The 26522-nt window shown below is 69.9% G+C and carries 20 protein-coding genes and 3 pseudogenes; 7 read left to right on the forward strand and 16 right to left on the reverse strand.

Annotation, left to right across the window (positions count from 1 at the left end; genetic code table 11):
* Positions 1-280 precede the first annotated feature (280 nt).
* Positions 281-1054 carry an SDR family oxidoreductase gene (locus OG574_RS02610; protein WP_326771637.1) on the forward strand — a complete coding sequence of 258 codons (774 nt, stop codon included), beginning with the start codon at positions 281-283 and terminating at the stop codon, positions 1052-1054.
* Positions 1055-1123: 69 nt separating this feature from the next.
* Here OG574_RS02610 and OG574_RS02615 read toward each other — a convergent pair whose 3' ends face one another.
* Positions 1124-2020, reverse strand: coding sequence for a LysR family transcriptional regulator (locus tag OG574_RS02615; RefSeq protein WP_326771638.1), 897 nt, complete (start codon positions 2018-2020; stop codon positions 1124-1126).
* Positions 2021-2286: 266 nt separating this feature from the next.
* Between OG574_RS02615 and OG574_RS02620 the strand changes: the two are divergent.
* Positions 2287-2760, forward strand: a pseudogene (locus OG574_RS02620) (maleylpyruvate isomerase N-terminal domain-containing protein); the annotation flags it as partial.
* 176 nt (positions 2761-2936) lie between these two features.
* On the opposite strand, the gene OG574_RS02625 reads toward OG574_RS02620, so the two are convergent.
* The 3 genes from OG574_RS02625 to OG574_RS02635 form a co-directional block, all read right to left on the reverse strand.
* The gene (locus OG574_RS02625; RefSeq protein WP_326771639.1) at positions 2937-3278 is read right to left on the reverse strand and encodes a hypothetical protein; all 342 of its coding nucleotides are present in this window, start codon (positions 3276-3278) and stop codon (positions 2937-2939) included.
* 36 nt (positions 3279-3314) lie between these two features.
* Complete coding sequence (locus OG574_RS02630) at positions 3315-3731, reverse strand: hypothetical protein (RefSeq protein ID WP_326771640.1); 417 nt, start codon at positions 3729-3731, stop codon at positions 3315-3317.
* Positions 3732-3854: 123 nt separating this feature from the next.
* On the reverse strand, positions 3855-5042 hold the full coding sequence (locus OG574_RS02635; RefSeq protein WP_326771641.1) for an RNA-guided endonuclease InsQ/TnpB family protein: 1188 nt from the start codon (positions 5040-5042) through the stop codon (positions 3855-3857).
* On the opposite strand from OG574_RS02635, the pseudogene OG574_RS02640 reads away from it, so the two are divergent.
* Positions 5033-5215: pseudogene (locus OG574_RS02640) on the forward strand (transposase); the annotation flags it as partial. The gene OG574_RS02635 and the pseudogene OG574_RS02640 overlap by 10 nt on opposite strands.
* 56 nt (positions 5216-5271) lie before the next feature.
* Here OG574_RS02640 and OG574_RS02645 read toward each other — a convergent pair.
* The 5 genes and pseudogenes from OG574_RS02645 to OG574_RS02665 form a co-directional block, all read right to left on the reverse strand.
* Positions 5272-5583 (reverse strand): annotated as a pseudogene (locus tag OG574_RS02645) (class I SAM-dependent methyltransferase); the annotation flags it as partial.
* Between the two features lie 178 nt (positions 5584-5761).
* A complete protein-coding gene (locus OG574_RS02650; RefSeq protein WP_326771643.1) occupies positions 5762-6349 on the reverse strand; it encodes a molybdopterin-dependent oxidoreductase in 588 nt (195 codons plus the stop codon).
* 368 nt (positions 6350-6717) lie between these two features.
* Positions 6718-8352 carry a thiamine pyrophosphate-binding protein gene (locus OG574_RS02655; protein ID WP_326771644.1) on the reverse strand — a complete coding sequence of 545 codons (1635 nt, stop codon included), beginning with the start codon at positions 8350-8352 and terminating at the stop codon, positions 6718-6720.
* Complete coding sequence (locus OG574_RS02660; protein ID WP_326771645.1) at positions 8349-9134, reverse strand: cyclase family protein; 786 nt, start codon at positions 9132-9134, stop codon at positions 8349-8351. The genes OG574_RS02655 and OG574_RS02660 overlap by 4 nt, the downstream gene beginning before the upstream one ends.
* A gap of 686 nt (positions 9135-9820) precedes the next feature.
* Positions 9821-10510, reverse strand: a complete 690-nt coding sequence (locus OG574_RS02665; protein WP_326771646.1) for a FadR/GntR family transcriptional regulator — start codon at positions 10508-10510, stop codon at positions 9821-9823.
* Between the two features lie 201 nt (positions 10511-10711).
* Between OG574_RS02665 and OG574_RS02670 the strand changes: the two genes are divergently transcribed.
* Together OG574_RS02670 and OG574_RS02675 are read left to right on the forward strand one after the other, a co-directional pair.
* Positions 10712-11878 carry an aminotransferase class V-fold PLP-dependent enzyme gene (locus tag OG574_RS02670; protein WP_326771647.1) on the forward strand — a complete coding sequence of 389 codons (1167 nt, stop codon included), beginning with the start codon at positions 10712-10714 and terminating at the stop codon, positions 11876-11878.
* Positions 11879-11930: 52 nt separating this feature from the next.
* The gene (locus tag OG574_RS02675; protein WP_326771648.1) at positions 11931-13430 is read left to right on the forward strand and encodes an APC family permease; all 1500 of its coding nucleotides are present in this window, start codon (positions 11931-11933) and stop codon (positions 13428-13430) included.
* Between the two features lie 142 nt (positions 13431-13572).
* Here the strand turns inward: OG574_RS02675 and OG574_RS02680 are convergent, their stop codons facing one another.
* Genes OG574_RS02680 through OG574_RS02710 form a run of 7 tightly spaced genes read right to left on the reverse strand, consistent with a single transcriptional unit; the run spans position 13573 to position 23635 of the window.
* Entirely contained in the window at positions 13573-14598 is a 1026-nt protein-coding gene (locus tag OG574_RS02680; RefSeq protein WP_326771649.1) for a LacI family DNA-binding transcriptional regulator, read from the reverse strand.
* A 20-nt stretch (positions 14599-14618) separates the two neighbouring features.
* Positions 14619-15530 carry an ROK family protein gene (locus OG574_RS02685; RefSeq protein ID WP_326771650.1) on the reverse strand — a complete coding sequence of 304 codons (912 nt, stop codon included), beginning with the start codon at positions 15528-15530 and terminating at the stop codon, positions 14619-14621.
* A complete protein-coding gene (locus tag OG574_RS02690) occupies positions 15527-17221 on the reverse strand; it encodes a class I mannose-6-phosphate isomerase (protein WP_326778341.1) in 1695 nt (564 codons plus the stop codon). Before OG574_RS02690 ends, OG574_RS02685 begins: the two co-directional genes overlap by 4 nt.
* A 23-nt stretch (positions 17222-17244) precedes the next feature.
* On the reverse strand, positions 17245-20424 hold the full coding sequence (locus OG574_RS02695) for an alpha-mannosidase (protein ID WP_326771651.1): 3180 nt from the start codon (positions 20422-20424) through the stop codon (positions 17245-17247).
* Between the two features lie 50 nt (positions 20425-20474).
* The gene (locus OG574_RS02700) at positions 20475-21287 is read right to left on the reverse strand and encodes a carbohydrate ABC transporter permease (protein ID WP_326771652.1); all 813 of its coding nucleotides are present in this window, start codon (positions 21285-21287) and stop codon (positions 20475-20477) included.
* A gap of 30 nt (positions 21288-21317) precedes the next feature.
* Entirely contained in the window at positions 21318-22298 is a 981-nt protein-coding gene (locus OG574_RS02705; RefSeq protein ID WP_326771653.1) for a carbohydrate ABC transporter permease, read from the reverse strand.
* Positions 22295-23635: an ABC transporter substrate-binding protein gene (locus OG574_RS02710; RefSeq protein WP_326771654.1), complete on the reverse strand. Its 1341-nt coding sequence runs from the start codon at positions 23633-23635 to the stop codon at positions 22295-22297. Before OG574_RS02710 ends, OG574_RS02705 begins: the two co-directional genes overlap by 4 nt.
* Before the next feature lie 270 nt (positions 23636-23905).
* Between OG574_RS02710 and OG574_RS02715 the strand changes: the two genes are divergently transcribed.
* Positions 23906-24988: a barstar family protein gene (locus OG574_RS02715; protein ID WP_326771655.1), complete on the forward strand. Its 1083-nt coding sequence runs from the start codon at positions 23906-23908 to the stop codon at positions 24986-24988.
* Positions 24989-25112: 124 nt separating this feature from the next.
* The gene (locus OG574_RS02720; RefSeq protein ID WP_326771656.1) at positions 25113-26363 is read left to right on the forward strand and encodes a hypothetical protein; all 1251 of its coding nucleotides are present in this window, start codon (positions 25113-25115) and stop codon (positions 26361-26363) included.
* The last annotated feature ends 159 nt before the right edge of the window (positions 26364-26522 follow it).

The raw sequence follows: 26522 nt of genomic DNA on the forward strand, positions 1-26522 counted from the left end.
TGCGCCTGCATCCCTAGCTCCCTCCGAAGCCCGCTCGCACGACAGCGTCACCGCACCGGTCCTGCGCACCGACGTCCTCACCGCGTTAGCCGTCCGGGGTGCCATAGGGATTTCCTATACCGCCTGCTGACATTTCGTCTTTGCCTCTCACTATTTTCCGTACGTACCGTGAAACAGCTCGACGAGGTGCTCACCGTGATTTCTCCGAGGAATCGCGGTCTGCGCAAGTCGATCCTTTTCCGTCGAGCGGACTGACACACGAATTGAGAGGACCGGTGGCATGACCACGATCGAGAACGGATCGGGAATGCGAGAACTCGCGGGAAAGCGGGCCCTGGTCACGGGTGGTTCTCGCGGAATCGGAGCGGCCGTCGTGCGCCAACTCCTGGACGCGGGTGCCGAGGTGCTCACGACTGCCAGGTCGGCGACAAGCACGGTGCCGGAAGGGGCCACCTTCGTGGCGGCCGATGTGCGGACAGTGGCTGGAGCACAGGCGCTCGCCGTAGCCGCACAGGAGGTGCTCGGCGGGGTGGACATCCTGGTCCACAACGCGGGTGGGGCGCGACCTCACGAGGGCAGCGCGGCCATCCCCGACGAGGAGTGGCAGAACGCGCTGGACCTGAACTTCCTGGCGTCGGTGCGGCTGGACTCGCTGCTGCTGCCGGGGATGCGGGAACGGCGTTCGGGGGTCATCGTGCACATCTCATCGGCCGCGGTCCTCACCCCAGTAGGACCGTTCCTGCACTACACGGCGGCGAAGGCGGCACTGGAGAACTACAGCCGGGGACTGGCCGTGGAACAGGCCCCGTTCGGAGTCCGGGTCAACTCTGTGTCTCCCGGCAGAGTCGCCACTCCCGGTGGCGAAGAGACGCGGGAGCAGTGGGCGCGCCTGGATCTGGCGCCGGGCCAGAACGACTCCACCACCGCGCCGCTGGGGCGCGATGGCCGGCCCGACGACATCGCCCAGGCGGTGCTGTTCCTCGCGTCCGGCCGGGCGAGCTGGCTGACCGGGAGCAGTCTCGTCGTGGACGGCGGCGAATTCCCCAGGGGCTGACGCCGGCATAATTCCGGAACGCCAGTTTCGACAAAAGAAATTCAGCGGCGCCCGCTTCCTTCTCGGCCGTCAGGACGCGGGCGAGAAAGAAGCGGACTCGGACCAGGTCTCATGACGCAGGAGTTCGAGGAGGGCCCTCTCCGCCGGGCCCGCGCCGGGCCGGACCACGGCGATGACGGGCTGGGACACGACCGGGAAAACCGGGCGCACGAGGTGCTCGTAACCGTGGGGCACCGCGGAGGCCGGGACGAGCGTCACCCCAAGGCCGTGGGCGGCCCAGCGCACGGCCGTCGCCGTCTGGGACACGCGGGCGGCCGTGGTCGGGGCCAGATCGTTGTCCCGCAGTACGTTCAGCAGTACGCCGTCGAGCGCGCTGTCGCGGTCGAACCTCACCCACGGCTCACTCTCCAGTTCGCGCAGCTCGACCCGGTCCGCGGCAAGTTGCCGGTGCCCGGCGGCAAGGGCCACGACGAACTCCTCGTCGCCGAGGTGGTGGGCGTCGGCGGGGCTCTGCTCGCACGCCGCCATCAGGGCCAGGTCAAGCACGCCCCGTCGCCCCAGCCGCTCCAGCTCGGCGGAGCTCGGCTCCTCGAAGACGGTGACCTCCAGCCGCGGGAAGCGGCGACGCAGCGAGCCCAGTGCACCCGGCAACTGCCGCGTGCCAAAGCCCATTTGCACCGCTACCACCAGCTCACCGACCAGCTCATCGGCACCGGCCCGCGCCGTGGCCCTCGCCCGTCGCGCCGCGCTCACCGCGGCCTCCGCCTCCCTCAGGAACGCGCGGCCGACCACGGTGGGCACCAGTCCGGTCGGCGTGCGGGCGAACAGTTCCACGCCGAGTTCCCGCTCCAGGCCGCGGATCTGCTGGGACACCGACGGTTGAGCGACGTGCAGCCGCTCCGCGGCCGCCGTCACCGAGCCCTCCTCGGCGATGGCCAGGGCGTACTCGAACTGACGAAGACTCATCGACTCCCGTTCCCTCGCTGCGGCGGACCGGGGCCCACCCGTTGTCATCGTTGTGACAGTGAGTAACTCCGTTCCGCCGGCGGGCATTCCCGTAGACACGGCCGGAGCCGATCAGCTCTTGGTAGCCGCTCTTGGTAGCAGGTGCCGGCAACTGGCGGGCGGCATGGAGACACCTGCCTCGTCCGAGGGCGCGCGGCCCCTGCTCCCCGCCCGCCGCGTCGGCTGATCGCTGTCCGACGGTCGGAGCACGGCGATAGACACTCAGCGTGGAAAAGACTCTGGAGTTCGCCGTCCTGCTGCGGCTGATCGACGAACGCTCAACCGCCTTCCGGGCCGCCGTCGCCTCCGCGCCAAGCCTCGACCTGCAGGTACCGCCCTGCCCCGAGTGGACGCTGCTCGATCTGGTGCAACACCTGGGCGAGAGGCGCCCCTTCTGGGCCGCCACCGTCGCCGCGGGGCCTGCCGACGCTCCCCCTGCCGAGACCGCTTCGGAGGGCGCCCCGGCCGCGCCTCAGGACCGCGAGGCCCTGCCGTCCTGGTTGACCACATCGACCCAGTAGCTTCTGGACGCACTGCAGCAGGCCGGCCCGGATCGCGGGTGCTGGACGTGGTGGAGTACGTCGCAGTCGCCGCAGACGTCCGGTGCCGTCGCTCGGCACCAGGTCCAGGAGATCGCGCTCCACACCTACGACGCCCAGATCACCGTGGGTGCCCCGCAGCCGCTGCCACCTCGCCCAGCCCGGCCGCACGTCCTCTCAATCCTCATGGACCCGCGACATAGACGCAGCGCCGAGGCGGGACGCCCTGGGAATCAGCCACATCGCAGGGTGGCCGTGCCGCCCACCCTGCTCACGGCTACGGGATGCGCCACAGGGCTCCGACGGCACGGGAGAAGGACCGATTCGTGCGCTCGGCGTCAGGTGAGGTCTTCGTGGTCGGCGATGATTTCGGTCTCGTACTGGTCGATGATCTGTTGAGGGGTACGGCCGGTGTGGTGGGCGAGGTCGTTGATGGCGGTGGTGGCCCAGTTCGCCACCGACAGCGCCAGGGCCATCAACTGGTCGTCGCCGAACGTACTTTTGACGCCCAGCAGGTACGCAAAGTTGAGATACGGAACCAGCTGGGGGTCGCCGGCCTGGCCGATGCCGGCGCGGAGCATCTCGATGGTGGTCCGGGTGGCTTCCTCGTGTTCCGGCAGCAGTCGCTGTCGCTCGACCTGCACATGGGCGATCATCTGGCGGCGTGCGAGCGGGTCCACCCTGCGCCCCTTTCCGCGGGAGATTCGCTGCTGTGGTCATGGGGGGTGCGCGCAGCAGGACAAGGGTTCCGTTGTAGGTCGGGCGGCTGAGCAGGTGGCCGAACCCTTCGTCCCAGGCGCCCGAGCCGAGGGCGCGGCGCAGGGATGTGTCGAAGTCCTGGCGGGCGCGGTCGTCGACGACGCTCCAGGCCGAGCAGGCTTGGCGGGCGGCGGGGTCGAGGAGGAGTTCGGGTCGTAGTACGCCTCATTGAAGCCGTCCGTGCAGTCCAGCGGGATGGGAACGGGCTGGATGGTGGTGGTGCCGCCGAGCGTGGCCGTGAGTCGGTCCATGGGTGGGTAGCGGCGCGCTTCGGTCTCCAGGACGTCGGGGGCGTGCTCGTAGAGCCAGAAGTCGCGAACGCGCGCGGGGTCGCAGGTCAGGACCACGACGGGGCCGTGGGTGACGCGTCGCATCTCACGCAGCCCAGCTTCGCCGTCGGACCACTGATGGACGGTCAACTTGACCAGGCCCTGAAGGACCGGGCTTGGAGGTAGCGTCCAACTGGCTGCTGGGTGGGCTCCTCCGTCCAGTCACCCTTATGGGGTGGCAGGGACGCGTGACTCACGCCCCGCAGTCCACACAGCCTCGCCTTTGCGGGCGATGTTGTGGGAAGCGTTCCGGTCTGCGTGGGCAACGACCCCGCAGTTCCGGCAGGTGAAGAGGGCCTGGCTTGCCCGGTTCTTCTTGTCGATGTGGCCGCACTCGCAGCACTGCTGCGAGGTGTAGGCGGGATCGACGAAGACCAAGGGGACGCCGGCCCTGCGGGCCTTGTAGACGATGAAGTCTGCCAGCTGGGCAAAGGCCCAGGAGTGGAGCGCGACCCGTTGGGGCTTGCGGAGCCGTACCCTCTGCCGGATTCCCCTGAGTTCTTCCAGGGAGATCCCGGCCGAGGTGCGTTCAGCCTCGGTCACGATCGTCTTGGCGATGATGTGGTTCTGGTTCTTCGCGTGGCGCTGTTCGCGCCGGTTGCGCTTCTTCAACAGCCGCTTGGCGGACTTGGTGCCCTTAGCCTGGAGTTTCCTGCGCAGGTCGAGTTGCCGCTTGCGGTGGCGGTTCAGGCCGCGCCCGGCGGTTTTGTGGCCGGTGGATGTGGTGGCGATGTTGGCGATTCCAAGGTCTACGCCGATGAAGTGACCGGGCTCGTACTGCTCAGCCTCGGGAACGTCACACGTCGCGAGCAGGTAGAACACGCCGTCGCGTTCAATCAGGTCCGACTCGCCCTGCCGGTGGTCCCGGAGCGTCTTGAGTGCGTCAGGCGAACAGGCGAAGCGGACGTTCTTGGCCCGGCCGTCCACCGTCCAGATGGACACGGTCTGCGCGTCGTACTGCCAGCTCAAACACCGGTCGTCATACGGTTGCGCGGCCTCGGGCCTAAAAGCGATGGGCTTGGACTCGGCCTTGGTACGGCGCTTCGATCCAGACTTGCCGAGGTTCCCGGCACGGATGTTGGCCCTGAGGGTCGTGTAGGCATCGCGGGTCTTCTTGATGATGTGCTGGGCGGCCTGCGCCCCCAGTCCCCGCGACCGCAGTTCACCGTAGGTGTGCTTGCGCAGCTCGTACTCACGCGGAACACCGTGCTCGAACGCCACCTCCGACACCCAGTTCGCGGCCTCGTTGACCGTGTGCAGCGTCACCGACAGCGCGGCGGCCTGCTCGGCCTCCGGCATCAACTTCACTTGCACGACGATCTTCACACGGGCGATCGTATCGACCCATGTCACCATGCTGGGAGCCAAACCCCAATATTCGTAAGGGTCCCACGGTCGTCTACACCCTCCACGCCCATTTGGTCTTCACACCCAAGTACCGGCGCGGACCGTTCACCGACGAGATCCTTCGACGCTGCGAGGAAGTCATGCGCGCCGTCTGCACCGACTTCGGCGCCCAGCTGCGGGAGTAGAAGTGCTTCCTCCCGGGCGTGAACGCCGGGGTTCCGCGCCAGATCCTGCTGAAGAGGGTCATCGCCGCGTCGAACTGCCCATCGGCGAAGGGGAGGGCTTCGGCGACCGCGTCGATCGCGGTGGCGAGTTGGGCCGGGCGCTGGACGCGCATGGCCAGGGAGGGCTCAACCGCCGTGATCGTGCGCGCCGCGGTCTCATATGACCCGGTTCCCGCCCCGACGTTGAGGACGGTGCGCGCATCGCCGAGGGCCTCAGCGATGACGCGGGCGATGCGCTCGTCAGGGCGGCGGTAGGCGGCGTATCCGGAGCCGATGGTGCTGTGGTCGACGTCGCCGGCGCTGCCGTGGTAGGTGCGCATGACCATGGAGGGACCTCGCGTTGTGGGCCGGGCCGGGGCCGTGACGTCCGCGCCCGGACAGCAATACCTATCTTGCATCTGCCGCAAGGAATCCCCTAGAGAACTTGCTCACGCTTGGCAGATCGGCCAATAAGCGTGGCATGTGCGCCACTCGACTTGGAGGTTGTGTCGGCGAATCGGCCCGTTACGGGCTGTCGTCCTCCTGGTACGAATGACGCTGGCCGGCCCAGGGGTCGGCGATGTTGTGGTAGCCGCGCTCCTCCCAGAAGCCTCGCCGGTCCTGCGTCATGTACTCGATGCCGCGCAGCCACTTGGGTCCCTTGTAGCCGAACAGGTGCGGGACCACCAGGCGCAGCGGGAAGCCGTGTTCGGCAGTGAGCAGCTCATCGTTGTGGTGGGTGGCCATGACGGTGGAGTCGGCGATGAAGTCCTCGAGGCGTAGGTTCGCGCTGTATCCGTATTCGGCCCAGGCCATCACATGGGACACGCCCTCGGCGGGTGGGACGAGTTCCAGCAGGACGCGTGCCGGGATCCCGAAGAAGGTGTGGCCGGTGGTGCTGGTGCCGGACGCGCAGTGCAGGTCCGCGACCACGGTGACTTTGGGCAGGGTGGTGAGTTCTTCGAAGGTCCAGGAGTGGGTCGCTTTGTTCGCGGTGGCGCCGAAGACCTGGAGGGTCCATCGCTCCGGGCGGAAGCGGGGTACCGGTCCGTAGTGCGATACGGGCCAGCCTTTGGCCAGGCGCTGCCCCGGCGGCAGCATGCCTTTCTCCATGCCACGGCCCCTTGCTTTCCTTGTCCGCAGATGCAAGGCGAAAGCCTAGTCCAGAGTCGGACAAGCGATTCAAAAGGGGGCTAGAGCCTCGCGTGTGCTGCTCGTGAAGGGATGTGTCGGCGGTGGTGCGTGGCGCACTCCACGAGCGCCACGCACCACCTCTCCGTATTCACCGGCCGGGTCCGCGAGAGCCGGTGCGGGCCGTCGGCGTGGATGGCACCAGTGCATCAGTGAGCGGTCGCAAGATCTACCGGGCGCTGACCCGAAGGATGCGGGGACGCTGAGTGCTGTCCTGGTCGATCACCCAGGTGGTGCGTACCGCGTCGGCGACGACCGGGGGTGGGAAATGGCGGGCTTTTCGCCGTCTCTCAGTGGCCGCGGAAGGCCTCCTCCAGCCACCAGGCCCCGTGCTCCGAGGTGACCTTGGCATCGATGAGCAGGGGTGTGGAGCGGGGCCCGGCGACCCAGTCCCGGACAGGTTCGAGGTCGGCGCGGGTGCGTACGGTGACCGCTTCGAAGCCGTAGCCCCGGGCGATGGCGGCGATGTCGGTGGGCGGGAACTCGACCGTGTCCAGGGGGAATTGGCCGGGGGCGAAGTGATGGACCTCTGCCCCATATGCGTCGTCGTTGTAGACGACGACCACCATCGGCAGACCCAGCCGGCGGACGGTGTCCAGTTCGACGGCGCTCATCAGCGCGCCGCCGTCGCCGAGGGCGGCGACGGGCAGCCGGTCGGGCCGGGCCAGCGCCGCACCGATCGCCGTCGAAAGGCCCAGCCCGATGGATTGGAAGGCCTGGGTGAAGCACAGGCTGTTGTGGTCGGGCACGGACAGGAACATGGAGGGGTAGCCCATGAAGTTCCCGGAGTCCACGCCGATCACGCGCTCGTCGGGCAGCAGGTCGTCCAGCGCGATGCTCAGCGTGCGCGGGTCGATGCGCTCGTGGCTGCTCTCGTCCTCGTAGGACACGTCGCGCCAGCGCACGCGCGCGGCAATGGACTCTGCGATGGTGGGGGTGCGGTAGCCGGTTCGTCGCCCTCCGCTCGCTTCGAGGGTACGCCGTGCGGTGCGTTCCACGTCGCCGATGATGCCGAGGTGGACAGTGCGGTGCCTGCCGAGAGCGGACGGGTCGTCGTCGACCTGAACGACGGTGGCCTCCGGGCCGATCAGCCGGCCTTGCCGCATCGTCCACATGTTCAGTGCGCAGCCCCAGCCCACGATCAGATCCGCGCCCTTCACGAGTTCCGCGGTCAGGGGCGAGGAGAATCCGCCGGACACGTCGAGCGACCACGGGTTGTCGTGGAACAGCCCGCGGGCGACGGCAGAGGTGGCCAGGAGCGCACCGTGCCGCTCGGCGAGCGCGGCCAGGGCGTCGCGGGCGTCGGGTGTCCGCGCTCCCCGGCCGGCGACGAAGACCGGGCGCTGCGCGCGTTCGAGGGTCTGCACCAGCTGGGCGACAGCGTCCGACTCGGGCTCGACCGGGGTCCGTTCAGGAGGCGGCGTGACCGATGTGCCCTCGGAAACGTCCAAGGCCTGGATCTCCAGCGGGAGATTGAGCACTACGGTACGGCGCTCATGCAGGGCTCGGCGCACGGCGGCGCATGCCTGCTCGACCGCGTCCTCCGCCGAGGTCACACGCGCGCTGACGGCGCCCACCGATCGCGCCAGCGCGTCCTGGTCGACGTAGAAGTTCGAGGTGGTCTCGGCGGTCTCCGCCGCCAGGACGAGCAGCGGGGTGCGACTCTTGGCCGCCTCGGCGATGCCGGTCAGCGCATTGGTCAGCCCGCACCCCTGGTGCACCGACAGCGCCGCCACCTTGCCGCTCATGCGGGCGTAGGCATCGGCCATGGTGGCCGCCCCGCCCTCATGGCGGGCCGCGACGTACCGGGAGCCGGCCGCGACCAAGGCGTTGGTCAGATGGAAGTTCCCCGAACCGACCACACCGAAGACGTGGTCGACGCCGGCCGCCGCCAGGGCCCGGCCGACCGCTTCTGCGACCTTCACGCGCGCTCCACCAGTGCGAGCACGCGGGCGGGCGCGCCGGATCCGGTGACGATGGGCAGCGGTCCGGCCAGGACGACGGCGCCGGTCGGCGGCAGCGCGGCGAGGTTCTGCAGCTGGGTCAGGCCGTACTTGCCGCTGCCCATCAGGAAGGAATGGCACGGGAAGGCCGGATCGAAGCCCGGGGCCTGGCCGGCGTCGGTGCCCACCGTCTCGACCCCGAGACCGATCACGGGCGCCTCTTCGGCGACCCAGCGGGCGCACTCCGCCGAAAGCCCTGGGGTGTGCGGGCCGTTCTCATCAGCGTTGAGGAACTCCTGCTGAGCGTGCGAGCGGTCGTCCCATCCTGTGCGCAGCAGCAGCCAGCCCCCGTCGGGCAGCGGCCCGTGCTGCGCTTCCCACGCCTTGATGTGCTCGACCTCGACCAGGAAGTCCGGGTTCGCGGCCGCCTCGACGGAGAAGTCCAACATGGCTGCCGGGGCAACCAGCTGCTGTGCCGGCACGGATGCCACGTCGGCGAGGCCCTTGCCGGTGATCCAGTGGTTGGGCGCGTCGAAGTGCGTGCCGGTGTGCTCGCCGCTGCGGAAGTTGTTCCAGTACCAGGCCGGCCCCCGGTCGTCGTAGCGGCTGATCTCCTCGAGTTCGAAGACCGCGGTCTGGCCGAACTGGGCGGGCAGTTGGAGCACCGGTGTGGACGACGACAACGGCGCCGTGAGGTCGACGACTTCGATGGAGCCACTGCGCAACGCGGACGTCAGCGCGGCGAGGACGGAGGGGTGGGACATGCAGGCCTCCTGCAGATGAGGGCTGATCCGCCGAGGATCATAGTGCTCGCGCGGGCGTTACAGAGGGCGGCACCAGTAGGTGGCCCGACCCGCTTCGGGGCCGCGAAGTTGCCGGCGGCAGTGGCAGAGGTGCACACATCACGGCGGAGCTTGGGCCATCCCCGGGGGCCGGGGCAATCGGAGAGCCCGGCGTTCGACCGGGCAGCCCTGGACTGGCAGCGCGACGGGACCTGGATGACGACGGGGGCGCCCGCGTCGCCTGGATCAGACAGCGCGATCCGGCGGGCGTCGACCGTGCGGGACGGCCGCCGACCTTCCTCGTCGATGACGTCGATGCCCTACGGGAACAGGTCGCCCACACTGTCTGCGGTGGCGCTTGGCCACCGCCCGGAAGGTCAACGCACACGCGGACTCTGTCGCCCGGCCCGCTGAGCGGTCTCGCATTCGGCCGCCTCCCGGACGGCAGGTACGCGGGTCCGCACGAACGGTTCCGTCTCGGCTGCCCCATGCGCCGATGTCGGCCTGGTCCCGGGCCGAGCACTACTCCTCATCGACCGCAGCCCGACCCGGGTGCCCGCCCGTCTTGAAAGCTGAGCCGGGTGGACGGCCTCTGCCTCACGAACCGACCCGCGCAATACATCCGAGAGTTGATGCGTACGACGCTTCGTTCGGTGGCCGGCGACGCGTCACCGAGGCTCCGGTGACGGTCGCAGGCGTCGCAGCCACGCCTCGGTCTGTGAGAGATGGGCTGAGGCCGCGGCAGCCGCGGCCGTGGGGTCGCCGGCCGCAAGAGCGGTGATGAGCGCCTCGTGGCCGAGGTCGCTGGCCAGTCGCACGGTCGCCGCTTCCCGGGTGCCGTAGACGCTGTAGTGGGCACCGCGGGCACGCAGCAGGCCGGCGAGCGCGGCGAGCGTCTCGTTGCCCGCCGCCGCGCAGACCGTGGCGTGGAACTCGTGGTCCAGCAACTGGAGTTGCTCCTGGTCCTGTGTGCGGGACAGGCGCTCCTGAAGTTCGCGCAGGTGCGCCACGACCGTCTCGTCCGCGCGCGCCGCGGCGAGTGCGGCGGCATGTGACTCGATGGCGCGGCGCACGTCGAAGAGTTCGAGGAGACCGTCCAGCGGAAGGACGTCGACCGTCGCACTGAAACCGGCCAGCATCTGCGCCGGGCGCAGCGCCGAGACGAACGTGCCCGCGCCGTGCCGGGACTCCAGCATGCCGAGGGCCGCAAGCGACCGGACCGCCTCGCGCAGTGAACCGCGGGAGACGCCGAGGCGGGCGCACAGGTCGGGTTCGGGCGGGAGCCTGCTGCCCGGCCCCAGCTCGCCGCTCGCGATCATCGCACGCAAGCCCGCAGCCGCGGTCTCGGTGGCCGCCATCCTCGTACCCCCTTCGGTTGCCGCGGGACGCCCCCGCCGCCGTGTCCGCAACGATGCCACGGTACGGCCGTCCCTCGAGTCATCTAATGACTGCGCTTGTGGCTGGACGTGAAGATCTCTCCATCCCCCTGTTCAACGGGTAGGTTACCGCCTACGGTCCTCCGGGAGAGCGACAGTCATCGGATGACTCGGAAAGCTGATATGTCTTCGCACCCCCTGGACCACTGGGCACTCGACCCTGACATACGCCACCTCAACCACGGTTCGTTCGGTGCGGTGCCGCGCACCGTCATCGAGGAACTGCACGCCCTGCGCGCCGAGATGGAGGCGAACCCGGACCGCTGGTTCCGCGGGCTCCCCGAGCGGGTGGCGCAGGCCCGCACCGACATCGCCGCCTATCTGCACACCCCTGCGCAGACCCTCGCCCTCGTCCCGAACGCGAGCGCCGGCGTCAGCACCGTCCTCGCCTCGCTCGAACTCCCGCGCGGCAGCGAGGTGGTGATCACCGACCACGCCTACGGCGCCGTCGCCATGGGCGTGGCCCGCGCCGCCGCACGTGCGGGGGCGCGCGTGCGGACCCTGCACGTGCCGCTCGACGCGACGCCCGAGCAGATCACCGCCCGGTTCGCCGACGCCCTCGCCGACGCGCAGGCCCCGACCTCGCTCGTCGTCGTCGACCAGATCACCTCGGCGACGGCCCGTCTCCTCCCCGTCGCCGACATCACCCGCCACGCCCACGCGGCCGGCGCGCTCGTCCTCGTCGACGGCGCCCACGCACCGGGCATGCTCGCCGACCCTCTCGCGCAGACCGGCGATGCCGACTTCTGGGTCGGCAACCTGCACAAGTGGGCCTGCACACCACGGGGTACGGCCGCCCTGGTGGCGCGCGGAGATCTGGCGCAGGAGCTGTACCCGCTGACTGACTCGTGGGGCTCGCCCAACCCGTTCCCGCTGCGCTTCGACCAGCAGGGCACAGTGGACCTCACTTCCTGGCTCGCGGCGCCGCGTTCCCTGGAGTTCGTGGAGAAGCAGTTCGGCTGGGAGGCCGCGCGGGGCCGCATCACCGAACTGGCGGGCGAGGCACAGCGGATGCTCGCCGACGCACTCGGCACGGACACCGCCGCGGTCGGCGGCAGCGAGGCCCCGGCGATGCGCCTGGTGCCGCTGCCCGACGGCACGGTCACCGACCAGGCGGCCGCGCACGCCCTGCAACGCCACCTCTCCGTCACCATCGGCTGCGAGACCGCCGTGACCACCTGGCACGGGCGCGGCTACCTGAGGCTGTCCGCGCATCTCTACAACGACCGAGCCGACTACGCGCACTTGGCCGACCACCTTCCCGCAGCCCTGACCGAGACGGCCGCGTAGCGGGCACGGCTCGACGGCCTGCCATCCACCGCTCCCAGAAAGGGCAGTCAGCGTGCGCACCAAATCCATCGAGGCGACCCTGCGGGACGCCGAACGCCCCACGACCCGGCTCGCCCGCTCGCTGGGGCCGCTCCAGCTCACGATGATGGGCATCGGCGTCACCATCGGTGGCGGCATCTTCGTCCTCACCGGCACGGCCGCCGCGAATTACGCGGGACCCGCCATCGCGATCTCGTTCGCGCTGGGTGCCCTCGCCTCCGGCCTGGTGGCCCTGTGCTACATGGAGTTCGCGTCGACGGTGCCGGTCGCGGGCAGCGCGTACACCTTCGCGTACGTCTCGCTCGGCGAACTGGCGGCGTGGCTCATCGGCTGGGACCTGATCCTCGACATGACGATGGGCGCGGGGGCCGTGGCCAGCGGCTGGTCGCAGTACGTGGTCGACTTCCTCGCCACGTTCGGACTGCACCTGCCCTCCGCCGTCGCGGGCCCTGACGCCGTGGTGAACGTGCCCGCTGTGCTGGTCATCCTCGTCCTGACGGCCGTCCTGGCCGCCGGCGTCCGTACGACGGCACGCATCAACACGATCATGACGCTGGTGAAGCTCGCGGCCATCGTCCTCTTCCTGTGCGTCGGCGTCTTCCACATCGACCCTGCCAACTGGACCCCGTTCATCCCGGATTCGCGTCCGCCGGGCGGCGACGGCGACGTGTGGCAGCAGCCGCTTCTCGGCTGGGCGGGCATCAGCACGAACGCCACCTTCGGCCTCGCGGGCATCCTCACCGGCGGCGCCATCGTCTTCGGCGCGTTCTCCGGCTTCGACATCATGGCCAGCAACGCCGAGGAGGCCAAACGCCCCCAACGCACCCTGCCCATCGCCCTGATGGCGACCGTCGTCGTCTGCGCCGTTCTCTATGTCGGCGTGTCACTCGTCATCACCGGAATGCGTCCGTACACACAGCTGGACACCGCGGCGCCCGTGACCGGCGCGCTGGCCGCGGTCGGCTCGGACTGGGCCGTACGGATCGTCGGCCTCGGCGCGATCTGCGGGCTCACCACCGTCGTCATGATCATGCTGCTCGGGCAGAGTCGCGTCTTCCTCGCCATGAGCCGCGACCGCCTGCTGCCCGAGTGGTTCTCCCACGTCCACCCGATCACGCGCAGCCCACGTCGGATCACCTGGACCCTGGGCCTGGCGGTGGCGTTCATGACGGCCGTCCTGCCGATCCAGGACCTCGCCGAACTCGGCAACATCGGCATGCTGACATCATTTGTCGTCGTATGCGTCGGAGTGATGTACCTGCGCCGCACCCGCCCCGACCTGCCTCGCGGCTTCCGTACGCCGTGGGTGCCCTTCGTGCCCGTCGTGGCGCTGCTCCTGTGCCTGCTCCTGGTGGGCAGCCTGCCTCTGATCACCTGGGTCCGCTTCCTCATCTGGATGGCGGTCGGTCTGGTGATCTACGCACTGTGGGGGCGACGCAACAGCCGCGTCGCGACGGGCGAGCTGGCTGCCGAGGAGCTCGACGCGGACCCGGTACCGTCCGGTCGCCCGTGAGAGGTCGACCCGGAGACCCGGTCAGGTACGGATCGAACGGCGGCCTCGATCAGCGTTCCGGTGGCCACTCACACCGACAGTACTGTCCACCACACGGCCGCCTTCTCCGGCTGATCCCGTCAGTCTCCCCCATCGCGCATGGTCACGGCTTCCCCGGCGTGCCGTGGTGGACGAGGGTGGTGGGCACGACGACGCGACGGGCGGTGTCACGGGAACGCGCCTCACCGAGCCGGGCCACGAGCAACCGGCCTGCCTCCCTGCCGAGTTCGTCGCTGTCGTAGGCCGCGATGATCAGCGGCAGTCCGAGCGCGTCGGCCAGTTCGAAGTCGTCGAAGCCCGCGAGTGCGGTGGTGGTACCGGCGGCGCGGATCGCGCGGAAGGCTCCGATGGTGTTGCGGTTGTTGGAGCAGAACAGTGCCGTCGGCGGCTCAGGCAGTGCCAGCAGTTCGGCTGCGGCACGCGAAGCCTCAGCGGTCTGCTGCTGCCCGAGCCGTACGTAGTCGGGTTCGCGTTTGATGCCCGCGTCGACGAGTGCGTCGGTGAAGCCGCGCAATCGCTCGGCGCCCGTATAGACAGCCGGCGGGGAACCGAGAAAACCGATCCTGTGGTGTCCCGCGTCGAGCAGCTCTCGGGTCGCTGTGCGCGAGCCGCCGTAGTCGTCGACCAGGACGCAGTCGGCGGTGAAACCATTCGGCGGTCGGCTGGCCACCACGACGGGTACGCCGTTGTCCGCCGCGGCGGACAGGTGGCGCTGGTCGTCATCGGCGGGGACGACGATGATGCCGTCGACCCGCCGGGCGACCAGGTCCGCCACGAGGCCGCGCTCGCTGTCGAGGTCGTGTCCTGTGTTGCCGATGACGGTCTTCAGACCGTGCTCGGCGACGACGGCGTCGACGCCGAGAGCGAGCCGGGAGTAGAAGGGGTTGGCGAGGTTGGTGACCACGAGCCCGACGAGCCCTGTGCCACTGCCCAGGCGCAGGCTGCGGGCCATCTCGTTGCGGTGGTAGCCGAGTTCGGCGACGGCGGCTCGCACCCGTTCAGCCGTGTCGGGCAGCACCTTGGGGTCGTCGCGCAGGACACGCGAGACCGTCATGGCGCTCACGTGCGCCCGCTGCGCGACGTCGCGCAGTGTCGGTTGCGGGTCCTTCGCCCCGCGGGTGTCGGCCATGGTCGCGGTCTCCCCCGTCGTCAGTCGCGTACGGCAACGGCACGGGCCGCGCCGATCAGCGCGGCGTCCCCGGCGAGGCCGGCGGGTTGCACCGAACGAGTATGCCGCCTGGGGCATTCCGGACCGTCATCCGGGCCTATGGCGTCCGGCGTCCACCCTCCGTCCGCGAGTCCCCCGTGCAGCGCGGGGGCGACCAGGTCCCAGGAGCCGGCCATCGAACCGCCGACGATCAGAGCGGTCGCCCCGAAGGCGGTGAGTCGTGGTCCGAGGACGGCGCCGAGTGTCATGAAGGCGTCGTCCAGGACGCGTCGGGCCCGCCGCTGCCCCGCCCTGGCCAGGTCGGCGATGTCGCGCACGTCGGCGGACGGGTCGCCGAACCGGGCGAGGATGGCCCGGCGGGACACGGACTCCTCCAGTGGTGCGCCGTCGGCCTCCGTCAGGTCCATGCGCCCCTCGGGCGGCACCCCCGACCCGCGCGCGACGATCCCGCCGTCGACGAGGAAGGCCGAGCCGACACCGGTGCCGAGGGTGATGCCGACGGCACGGGAGTGTCCGCGCGCGGCACCTGCGGACCACTCGCCCATCATGAAGGCGTGGGCGTCGTTGAGGAAGACGACGTCATCCGGCCGTTGTCGCAGCTCGCGCAGCAGTGCCGTGCGGACGTCAACCCCGTACAGGGCCTCGAACTTGCCGACGCCGGCGAAGAGCGCGATGCCTTGCGCGTAGTCGAAGGGACCCGGCACCGCCATGCCCCATCGCGTGCCCGTGGGGACGTCGAGGTGGTCGGCGCAGCGCCGTATGGCGCCGAGGATGTCCTCGGCGCCGGCGTGCGGGTCGAGCGGCCGGTGGGTGCGCCGCCCGACCCGGCCGTCGGGCAGGTCGACGACGGCCGCCGTGACATGGGTGCCGCCGATTTCGAGGACCGGGATCAACGGACGAGGGCCTTCACGACCCGGACCGGTCCCCCGTTCGCCGCGCGCACGGAGTACCGGCCCACGGCAGCCGGAACGGTGAGCGTCTCCGCGTACGCCAGCTCGTGCCGGTCGCCCGCCGCGGTGTGCACGCTCACGCCCTCGCCCTCGACCACGTTCAGGATGTGGAACCGTCCCGCGGTGTCGTCATCGGCTTCGGCCCCGGCGTCGAGCACATACCTCCTGACCTCGTAGAACATCTCCTCCAGTGCGCCGATGACCTCTTCTCGCCAGCCCGCTCCGGTGCGCAGGGTGCGCGGCTGCTGGACCAGGTCGCGGGCGACCGCGTCGCCGCGTCGCCCGGTCTCCAGGTTGGCGAAGCCGTGCTCGTAGGGCAGCGGGCGCGGGTTGCCGTCGGCGTCGGGTCGCAGCCAGTCGTAGAACCGCAGGCTGTACAGGTAGGGCGTGGCGCTGATCTCCAGGACGAGGTTGCCGGCCCCGCTGGCGTGCGGGGTGCCGGCGGGGATCATGAACAGTTGGCCCTGTTCGGCGGGGAACGTCAGGACGTGGTCCTCCACCTCGAGGGGTGTGCCGTCCGTGGCGGCCTGCCGCACCTGCCCGCGGAAGGCCTCGACGTCGGCGTCCTCGCGCAGGCCGAGGAACACCTTGGTGTCGGGGCTGCCGAGCGTCATGTAGTACGTCTCGTGCTGGGTGTACGGCCAGCCGAACCGTTCGCGCATGTACGGCTCTTTGGGGTGACAGTGCAGCGAGAGGTTGCCGCCGCCGACGGTGTCGAGGTAGTCGAACCGCAGGGGGAACGATGTGCCGAAGCGGGCGTGGACCTCCTGGCCGAGGACGCGGTCCGGCTCCAGGGCGCACATGAGCTGGAACGGCACCTCGGCCTGGGCCAGCGGCCCGGTGCCGACGAGGATGCCCGCCTCGGGCGCGATCAGCTCGTAGCCGAGGGCTGTGTTGCGCGCGTCGAGGTTGATGCCGAGCGTGCGCTGGGCCCAATGCCCGCCCCATGGAGTGGAGTTGAAATAAGGTCGGGTTCGCACCGGCCTGCTCGCGAGAGCGGCGTACGTGGCCCGGAGACCGGCACCGTCGAGCGACACCGGGTGTTCGGGGTTCTGCACGTCGAGCCAGCCGTCGAGCCGGTGGGCCAGCGCGTCGCGCTGCCGGTCGAGCATCGGCCAGTCGCTGTAGAACAGCCGCTGGAGGTCGGGCTTCTCGCCCGGAAGGCCGAGGTTCACTCCACCGGCGCCCGCGACCGCGGCCGCCTCCGCGTACCGCTTGGGCACGTCGGCGTACCAGAGCAGGTCGTGGTCGACGAGTGCGGCGCCGGGCCCGTGGACGATGAGGAGTCCCTCGTCCGGCAGGGTCGGTGTGGGGAGTGTGTCGAAGAGATCGTCGAGAGGGTTGTCGGCGAGCTTGCGGAAGTAGGGGTCTTCCTCGTCCTCCGGCCGCTCGGTGCGCTTGCGGATCTCGGCGGGTGGTGCGTAGTGGGCGCGCACGTCGAGCAGGGCCACCGGAATGCCGCGGGCGGCGAGTTCACGGCGCAGCTGTTCACCGAGCGCGTCCCAGTCGACGGACGGCGATCCCTCCACGGCCAAGACCGCCGGGCCTGTGGGGAGTTGAGCGGCCACCGCCTGCCAGCCGGTGCTCAGAACGGCCTGCGGAGCGGGGGCGTATCGCGGGTCGAGCCGGTACACAAAGTCTCCTTCGGGCATGGGTGTCAGCGGCGGAAGAGCACCGCGGTCGTACCGAGGGCGGGCAGGTCGACGGTGACCTCGCCGTCCCGGACGGTCAGTTCGTCTGCGGCCCGGCCGTGGTAGTCGGCGCTTCGGGCCCCGGAGACCGGGAAGAGTGCGCGCACCGGGCACGCGACGGGTTCCTCGGCGAAGGACTGCAGGCGCAGCAGCACGGCTCCGTCCGCGTCGGGGGTGGTGGCTCCGACGAGACGTACACGCGGGTCGCCCACCGTCACGAAACCCAGCCGGTCCGCCGCCTCGTCGGACACCGGTCCACGGGCCCGTACGGCGTGCAGCGGACGCGAGAGGCCGGCCGCGGCGCGCGGGCCGAGCCCGGCGGCATCGGCACTGCGCGTGCTGGAGAGGCTGTAGCGGAAAGTGAACTCGAAGGCCTGCTCACTGGGGAAGTTGGTGTCCCAGAGGTTGTTGTGGATCCAGGAGTAGACGGTCGCCGGCTCGTCGTGGCCCATGGTCTTGGGGAACGGCGCGTACGGCAGGGCGATGTTGCCGAACTGCACGAGGGGCGCGTCCTGCGTGGCCCAGGCGACGGCGAGATCGCCCTCCTGCAGAGTGATCCAGCGGCGCACGGCCCGCATGTGCAGCGCCGAGCCGGGGATGACCGGCAGTCCGGTGCCGGTCGCGCCGCCGGAGGCCTCCATGCGCACCGTGGGCGTCTCGAAGGCGAAGGGAAAGGCGAAGTAGGCGCTCTCCTTGCCGAGGGTGGAGTCCTTGTCGACCTGGTTCTCGATGTCGAGGCGGCCGACACCGTGCGGCAGGGTGAGGGTGGTGCGCACCCGGTTGGCGCCCGGCGGGCGCGTCTCGTAGGTGAGTGTCTCGGCGGTGGCCGTGGAGTGGCGGGCGATGAGCGCGGCGGGCGGGGCGACGGAACGGCTGCCCAGGTGTTCGAGGCGGTCGGAGGCGGTGGTGCGGCTGGAGTTGTGGTTGAAGCCGCCCGCGGTGGTGTAGCTGTCGTGGATGTAGGCGTTGAAGCCGGTGATGGCGTCCGCGCGGACCAGTTCGCGCCCGCTCGCCTTGTCCACGACGGAGGCGATACACGCACCTGCCAGGTCGACCCGAACAGCCAGGTGTTCGTTCTCCAGGAGCAGCGGATCGGGATGCGCGTGGGCCGCGGCGGCGCTGCGGGCCGGGTCCTCACGCTCGGAACCACCGGTGGGGTTCCAGCCGGTGGCGGCCTTGACCGAACTGTCCTCCCCCCCGCTCGCACCCTCGTCGTCGACGGTGCGCACATCCAGGCGGACGGAACCGGCGGGCGGCACGTCGTCGACGCGGACCAGCAGGAAGCGGCCGGCGTCGCGGTGGGTGTCGTTGATCTGCGGGCGCTCCTCGTGCCGCAGGCGCTCGCCGGTACGGGCGTCGTGCACGGCCACGGACCGTTCCAGCGGGACACTGGATTCCGGGAGGAAGATCTGCGCGACGTCGGTGCGCGGCCAGGAGCAGGTGTTGACCACGTGGTACGAGGCCGGGGCGTCGGCGGGACGGGAGAGGCGCTGGCCCAGGCGGGCGCCCGCCCGGTTCAGGAGCGACTGTCCGTCGTCGTGGGCGCGCAGGGCCTGCCCGTACTTCCAGTGCCACTGCTGCTCTCCGGAGTGGCCGTGGTCGTGGCCGTGCGTCCAGGGGTCTCCGGCGCCCCAGGTGTGCTCGTCGAACAGCGACACGGCTTCGTACACGCCGGCCGCGTCGCGGGTGTCATCGGCTGCACCTGAGGCGTCGAGGACGCCCGCGAAGGTGCCGAGGGTCTGTGCGTCGGCGACGACGGCCTGTGCGGTACGGGCCAGGGACAACGGGTGGGCTCCGGAGCCCACGCCGTCCACCCACCAGTCGGTCCAGTCGCCCTCGAAGGTGCGGATCCGGTCGCCGAGCCGGGACTCGGCGTCGGTGAAGAAGTCCTCGTTGCGCGAGAGCCGCAGCTGCGGGTAGGCCCAGGTCTCGTTCCAGCGGCGTACCGTGTCGGCGATGATCCGTCGCGGCGGGGCGTTGTCACCGAACTTGCCCTGCACGCGCAGGTGCAGCACGTCCCACGGGTAGGGCTCGCGCTTGATCTCCTCCTGGTCCATGGTCCAGCCGAAGACCCCGCCGCGGTAGGGGTAGGGGTTCGTGGCGAGTGAGGTCAGGTAGGCCGGGAGCAGGTCGTCGACGCTGGAGTAGTCGGTGTCGAAGCCGAGCAGCGGGCCCTCCATGTAGGCCAGGCCGTGCGGCGTGTCGGTGACCCAGACGAGCAGGCTGTTCCCGCTGGGCGCACGCCAGCGGAAGAGGCGCGGCAGCTTCTCCCCGCCCACCAGGTGCGGTACCGACCGTCCGGCCCAATTGTGCGCCACGGACAGGTACTTGACGCCTGCCGAGCTGAGCGCGTCGACGAGACCCACGACGGAACCGGGCACATCGGTCTGCATGGCAGAGGTGAAGGGGATGCCGTACCGCTCGCGCACGTCGTGGGCCAGGCGCATCAGTTCGTGCAGCTCGTCGGTGGAACAGGTCTCGGTGTGGAGGTTGAACGGCATCGCGGTGAGTTCGATCCGGCCCTCGCGCACCCGCTGGACGAACTCCTCCACCTGTTCCGCCGGGCGTGCGTCCGCCCACTGCTTGAAGGACCACAGGGACTCGACGCACCAGCGGAACTGGGACTCAGGTGCCCAGTCGTCGGTGGCCTGGGTGAGCTCCAGGCACGAGTCGAGGAACGAGAGGTGTTCGGCGAGCACCCGGCCCTGCGGGTCGGTGTAGCCGATGTCCAGGTGCGAGTGGTGCACCAGGTGGATGGTCCACTGGCGCTGCGGAGTGAGCGTCACGTCGATCCCGTCGCCGCCCGCCCCTTCCGGCAGGGTCAGCGTGACCCGCTGCGCCGTGTCGACGGCGGGCAGCAGCAGCCGGACGGAGCCGCTCGGCCCGGGGATGCGCTCGGCGGGCAGCAGCGCCCCGGAGGTGGTGCGCACAGCGAGGTCGGCCGGTATCGAGGAGCCGTTCACCGCCTCCACCCGGAGGGACTGCAGCAGGCCACCCCCTTCCGCCCGGCGCATCAGCGGCTCGGTGGTCAGCCGCAGCGCGCTCCCGCCCAGGCTTCCTTCCGCGCTGACGACGGAGCCGCGCAGGCTCTCGCGAATCCGGTCGTTGTCCCAGTCGGTGGTACGGACGAGGGCCCGTGTGGTCATGCGGACATCTCCAAGTCAGGTGAGAGCAGGTCGGGTTGGGGGGCTTGGACTCAGCGTGCGCTCGCGGTGACACCGCGCAGGAACAGGCCCCGGAACGTCAGGAAGACGACGAGCGTGGGCAGCGAGACGATCAGCGCGCCGGCCAGGATGACGGGCGGGCCCGAGGAGGCGTAGGCGTTGTTGAGCGAGGTGAGGGCCGCCATCACCGGCTGGATGTCGGGGCTGCGGCTCAGCGTGATACCGAACAGCAGGTCGTTCCAGACGGCGGTGAACTGGAAGATGAACGCGGCCCCCAGGCTGGAGCCCATCAACGGCACGTGGATGCGCCAGAAGATGCGCCGGAACGAGGCACCGTCGATCATTGCTGCCTCGGTGATCTCCGGCGGCATCGTGGTCATCTGGTTGCGGACGAGGAAGAAGGCGAACGGAACGGCCCAGGCCGCGTACACGAGCATCAGGCCGAGCCGGGTGTCGTAGAGATTGCCGTCGGCGTACATGCCGAACAGCGGCGCGAGGAACATCTGCAGCGGGAAGAGAGTCCCGGAGTAGATGAGCCAGAACCAGAACGCGGGCTTGGGGATGGGCAGCACGACCACGGCGAAGGCGGCCATGGCGGCGACGATCACGGCGGCGGCGCCGCACACCACGGCGTACGCCAGTGAGTTGAGGAAGCTGTCGCCGATGCCCGCCTGACTCCAGGCGGTCGAGAGGTTGTCCCACAGGGCGAAGCCCTGCGGGGCCCAGTCGGGTTGGCCGGCGTACTCGGCGACCGGCGTCAGCGCGTTGACGACCAGCAGGTAGACGGGGATCAGCCAGAGCACCACGCAGCCGGCGACGAAGAGATTGCGGAAGGTCCTTCCCACGGGATGTCACTCCTTGTCGAGCGGCTCGGATCAGCGCGGGGACGTCTCGGGCATCTGCCGGCGCAGATACATCCATGAGGACGCGACGACGATGACGGACAGGACGAGGGCGACGGCGGAGCCGTAACCGACGTGGAAGAGCCGGAAGGACTCGCGGTACATGGTCAGGGCCAGGGTCTCGGAGGAGCGGGCGGGGCCGCCCTGGGTGAGAACCCAGATCATGTCGAAGGCCTTGAGGCTGTTGACGATGGCCATGCCGATCACCACCACGCTCACGGACCGCAGTTGAGGCAGCGTGATGTAGCGGAACATCCGCCATCCGGTCGCGCCGTCCAGCTCGGCCGCCTCGACGGTCTCCCGCGGGATGGCACTGAGACCGATGGCGAACAGGACGACGTTCAGTCCGGTGGCCTGCCAGGTGCCGGCAACGATCATCGAGAGGGTGTTCTGCGGCCATTCGAGCAGCCAGGGCCGCACGAGCGAGTCCAGGCCGAGGCCCTGCAGCACCTGATTGAGGGAACCCTCGGAGGTGAGGATGAACTTCCACAACACGGCGGTCGCGGCACCCGAGATCGCACACGGCAGCACGACGACCAGCTGCGCGATCCGTCCGAAGCGCATCCGGTGCGTCGCCACGGCGATGGCGAGACCGGCCGCGACGGGCAGCAGGAGCGTGCCCGCCACCCACATCACCGTGTTCAGCAGCGACCGGCCGAAGATCGGATCCTCGGCGAGCTGTACGTAGTTGTCGAGGCCCGTGTAGTGGCGGGTGAAGCCGTTGTCCTCGAAGAGGCTGCCGTAGACGCTGCGGAAGAACGGGTACACGAGCAGCACCCCGACGAGGAGCAGTGCGGGCATCGCCCAGGGAAGACCGGTGAGGGGTCCCCCCATCCGGCCCGCACCCCGCGCCCGGTCCGCCGCCTGATGGGGCGTCCGCGTGGGAATGCGGCGACGCACCTGAACGGTCGTGTCCGACTCGGTCGTGGTGACCGTGCTCATGGCGTCCGTCATGACTCCTCCGCCTCCTTCCACACCTTCCACGCCTCGTCGGCCCGGTCCTGCATGGTCCCCAGCACCTTCCGGTACGAGGACGGATTGATCAGGAATCCGGCCAGATCGTCGACCGTGGACTCGACCAGCTCGGGCGGGCCGAGCTCCCAGAAGCGGTTGAGCAGACGCGCCTTGTTCGCCCGCACCGTCGTGGCCACGCCGTCGATGATCGTGTTGGCGGGCGTCACCGTCGGGTTGGGGCAGCCGTCCTGCAGCGTGTGCGAGAACGCCTTCATCACCTGCGGGTGCGGCCAGGCTCCGGCCGCCCGGTAGGCCTCGTCGCGGTCGGGCCCCTTGACCGTGCAGACCAGGGCGCTGGTCTCGAAGACGGCGGCGGGGCGGACCCGGGTGTTCTGCATCGGCAGGACGAACGCGTCGACGTTCTTGCCGGGCTTGCCGCCGACTCCCACGAAGGTGCCGCCCAGCCAGCTCCCGCAGGGCAGCATCCCGACCTTGCCGTGCACAACGCCCGCGGCGGCCGCGGCGTGTTCCATGTCCATCGACGTGAACCAGTCCTTGTCGAAGAAGGACGCGATGGTGCGCAGAGCCCGTTCGGCGCGCGGATCGGTGTAGCGGGCCCGCCCGTTGAGGAGGTCCTCGTAGAACTGCGGGTCCTGGCGGCTGAGGATCTCCTGGAACCAGATGAACGCGGGCCACCGCCCTGCAGTGGTGCCGTGCAGCGGCGTGATGCCGGCACGCTTGAGCCGGCCGGCGACGTGCAGGAAGTCGTCCCATGTCTCGGGCTTCCTCAGGCCGTTGGCACGGAAGACCTCGGGGTTGTAGAAGAAGACGTAGTAGGCCAGGTTCATCGGAAGGCCGTAGACGCGGCCGCGGTAACTGACCGCAGAGCGCAGCGCCGGGTCGACCCAGCCCTTGCGGGCCGCGCTCGCCCAGTGGTCCGACAGGTCGACGATGCCGCCGGTGCGGGCCAGATCCTGCAGGCGGTACCCGGACCAGTACTTGAGCATGTCCGGTGTCTTGCTGGTGCGCAGCGAGGACTTGACGACCTGTTCGAAGGACTCGAGGGACGGGATGACCTCGGGAACGAGTTCGAGGCCGTCGACCGAGCGCATCGCCTCGCCCGCCGCCTTGAGGGGAGTGGCCCATGACGGGTTGTCCCCGTGCAGGGCCACCTTGCCGGGCGGCTGTCCGGCGGCGGTGCCGCACGCGGTGACCAGTGGGGCCGCAACGGCGGCGGAGGTGCCGGCCACGGCGGCTCGCAGGAGCGTGCGGCGGCTGGGGAAGGTACGTCCGGTGGACGTTCGAGCGGGTCCGATGGGCGGGTGACGGCCTGTCATGGGGCGGCTCCCTCAGGCTGCTGACCAAGATCGTGTTATCGTTAACACTCGTTGCGGGGAGCTTGGCCCCGGCCCGGGCCGATGTCAATGGCCGCGTCACATCGGATCTTTGAGGGGTTCGTCGGCACCGTCACGCCGACCGGCTCACACTCGACGGCATCGACGTCGGATATCGCCTGCTGGTGGCGGACTCCTGACCGGTGCAGGCACTCCGGAGTTCCAGCCCTAAATGGACTTCACCTCCTCGGCCGCGCCGGGCAGGATTCCCCTGTGCAGCAGAACCGAGGCCATCGTGAGCAAGCCCGATACGCACTGATCGATACGGCGAGCGGCCACAGCTGGGGCGTATGCCTCGGAGTTGACGGACTGTTCGGCGAACCCCCTCGGGAGACGTACGAGCTGTTTGGCTGGCAGCCGGAGGAGATCGGGCCAGAGGGCTGGATCGGTGACCGGGTCTGGCTGGTGCCGAGGGACGAGACCCTCGGGCCTTGGCTCCTGGAAGACGTCAACAGCCTTGAGCCGCCCGCTGGTTCGGGCAGCCTTGTCCTCACCGGCCTGGACGACTACGTGGGCCCGCCCGAGGGATACCGGGAAGCCGTTCGTGTACACAACGAGTACAGACCGCTGGGTGTCTGCCGGGAATTCGCCCGCATCCTCCCGGCCGAGCGGGCAGCGGCCCCGCTCATCCTTCGCGGACTCGCACCCAGCGACCGGCTGCGGCGGGCACTGGCGCAGGGCACACGCCGAGCGGCGTCCTTGGAGGAAGCCGCTCTCGAGATACGCGACGCCTCCGGAGAGCCCTTCGCCACACGGCTGTTGTGGACCAGCGTCAGCGCGTGGCGCTCCTCCTCGCACGGCACGGATCTGATCGACCTCGAACTCGACGGGCAACACTACACACCTGTTCCCGAACACGCCCGTCCCCTTTGGCAGCAATGGATGAACGGGCCGCCGCGGACCCCCGGCGCCTGGGCCGAACTGGGCACCCGTCAGCGTCTGGCCTGGTTCGACCTCGTCCGTGAGCGACCCCCGCGGGCACACCCTGACCGGCCTGCCGGCCACTCCTACGAACTCGACGGCCGACATGTCACCGACGCACCAGGCCTCTATCTCGCCCTGGGTGAGGCGATCAACGGTCCGGGAGGGTACTTCGGCACCTGCTTGGCCGCCATCGACGACTGCCTCCGCGGCGCCTTCGGCCACACCTCCCCCGCCACGTTGCTCTGGCACAACTCGACGACTGCCCGCGAGCACCTCTCGCGCATGCTCACACCCGGCGGTCAGCCGTACGACCTTTTCGCCGAGGCCCTCAGCACCCTCGCCGAGGGCGGCATGCACGTCACGTCGGCGTGACACGCGTCGCGCCGAAGCACCCGAGTTGGCAGTGCGCCAGGTCTGGGTACCGAGCGGGTACGCTGCCCGCTCGCCGGGGAATGCTGGGGAATCGCTCCGGGGAGGAGCGAGAAGGGGTGCGATCATGCGCAGAGCGGCAGGAATCAGGCACAGGTGCGGGGTGGCCGTCGCCGTGCTGGGCATGCTGCTCACGGCTGCGGGATGCGGCACCGGCGCCGAGCCGACCGATTCCGGCGCCTCGGGCTCCGCCGACACTGCGGGCTCCAGTGGCAAAGACGCCTCACCGAAGGCCTCTGCGGGCTCCCTCACTTGGGAGTTCGAGCACATCGCGGCCTTCAGCGGAAAGCTCGTCGATGTCGCCGCCCTGGCCAAGGACGACGTCTGGGCGGTCGCGACCGAGAACAACGGCGAGTCCAACGCCCACCTGCTGCACTACGACGGCACGCGGTGGAAGCGCGAGCCCCTGCCCGAAGCGCTCGGCGCCGGTGACTACCCGCCCTTCCTCGAAGAGGTCGGTGAGAAGACGCTGTGGCTCCGGCCGCAAACCGCTGAAGCGGCCCCCGCCGTGAACCGCTGGGCACAGTGGGACGGCACCCGATGGTCCGCGGTGCCGAGCCCCCCGCCAGGCACTGCCGGTGACTTCGAGGCCACGGGCCCGGACGACATCTGGACCCTCGACGCGAGCAAGCAGACCGCCCAGCACTGGAACGGAACCCACTGGGCCACGACCCGCCTGCCCTACGGAGCCTCCGACCTCGCGGTGGTGGGACCGGACGACGTCTGGGCGGTCGGCAGCCGCTCGACCGGGCCGGGCACCGAACTGGGCTCCGGCGAGGGATACAGCCAGCCCGCCTCGATGCACTGGGACGGTACGTCCTGGAAGTCGGTGGACACCCCACAGGCCCGATTCAAGGACCCCATCCCGCCGGAGCCTGGCGCCGACCTCGACCAGGTCTTCGCGCTCGCCAGCGGTGAGGTCCGCGCATATGGGATCAACACCTTCAACCACGGCGAGGTCGACGACGAGCCCGCAGACCAGTTCATCCGGCTGCGCTGGGACGGATCGCAGTGGGTCGATCAGGAGCCCGCGCCCGGTGGCTGCGCGCTGCGGAGACCGGTCGCTCAGGACGACAAGGGCCTGATCCTCGACGGCAATTGGTACCTCACCGACGACGGCAAGTGCGTGAAGGTCAAGCGCCACCGTCTCCCTCTGTCCACCGGCGCCCGCAAGGGATCGAACCAGTCGCTGTGGCTGGAGGAAATCCACCGGGTGCCCGGCACCGACGAATGGCTGGGTGCCGGGCACGTCCAGGTCAACCAGTCCGGCGACCCCTTCGGCGCCCCCGTCGTCGTACGCCTCAAACGCGGCAGCTGACTTCGCCAACCGCCCGGTAACAACCGACGTTTCGGGCTTCCTTCACTGCCGGTCCAAGTCGTGCTGCCTGCCGGGAGGACTCGGCCCAGATGCCGTCCGGGGCCCCTGAAACCGGCGGTTGCCCAGGGCAGCGTCTCGGCCAACTCCCTTTCAGTTCTT

The sequence above is a fragment of the Streptomyces sp. NBC_01445 genome (genome assembly GCF_035918235.1).
Lineage (GTDB): Bacteria > Actinomycetota > Actinomycetes > Streptomycetales > Streptomycetaceae > Streptomyces.

Excerpts from the sequence above, each read along its gene's own strand:
- OG574_RS02610 (WP_326771637.1), top strand. The coding sequence starts at position 281 with ATGACCACGATCGAGAACGGATCGGGAATGCGAGAACTCGCGGGAAAG.
- OG574_RS02615 (WP_326771638.1), bottom strand. The coding sequence starts at position 2,020 with ATGAGTCTTCGTCAGTTCGAGTACGCCCTGGCCATCGCCGAGGAGGGC.
- OG574_RS02630 (WP_326771640.1), bottom strand. The coding sequence starts at position 3,731 with ATGCGACGCGTCACCCACGGCCCCGTCGTGGTCCTGACCTGCGACCCC.
- OG574_RS02635 (WP_326771641.1), bottom strand. The coding sequence starts at position 5,042 with ATGGTGACATGGGTCGATACGATCGCCCGTGTGAAGATCGTCGTGCAA.
- OG574_RS02650 (WP_326771643.1), bottom strand. The coding sequence starts at position 6,349 with ATGGAGAAAGGCATGCTGCCGCCGGGGCAGCGCCTGGCCAAAGGCTGG.
- OG574_RS02660 (WP_326771645.1), bottom strand. The coding sequence starts at position 9,134 with ATGTCCCACCCCTCCGTCCTCGCCGCGCTGACGTCCGCGTTGCGCAGT.
- OG574_RS02665 (WP_326771646.1), bottom strand. The coding sequence starts at position 10,510 with ATGGCGGCCACCGAGACCGCGGCTGCGGGCTTGCGTGCGATGATCGCG.
- OG574_RS02670 (WP_326771647.1), top strand. The coding sequence starts at position 10,712 with ATGTCTTCGCACCCCCTGGACCACTGGGCACTCGACCCTGACATACGC.
- OG574_RS02680 (WP_326771649.1), bottom strand. The coding sequence starts at position 14,598 with ATGGCCGACACCCGCGGGGCGAAGGACCCGCAACCGACACTGCGCGAC.
- OG574_RS02695 (WP_326771651.1), bottom strand. The coding sequence starts at position 20,424 with ATGACCACACGGGCCCTCGTCCGTACCACCGACTGGGACAACGACCGG.
- OG574_RS02705 (WP_326771653.1), bottom strand. The coding sequence starts at position 22,298 with ATGACGGACGCCATGAGCACGGTCACCACGACCGAGTCGGACACGACC.
- OG574_RS02710 (WP_326771654.1), bottom strand. The coding sequence starts at position 23,635 with ATGACAGGCCGTCACCCGCCCATCGGACCCGCTCGAACGTCCACCGGA.
- OG574_RS02720 (WP_326771656.1), top strand. The coding sequence starts at position 25,113 with ATGCGCAGAGCGGCAGGAATCAGGCACAGGTGCGGGGTGGCCGTCGCC.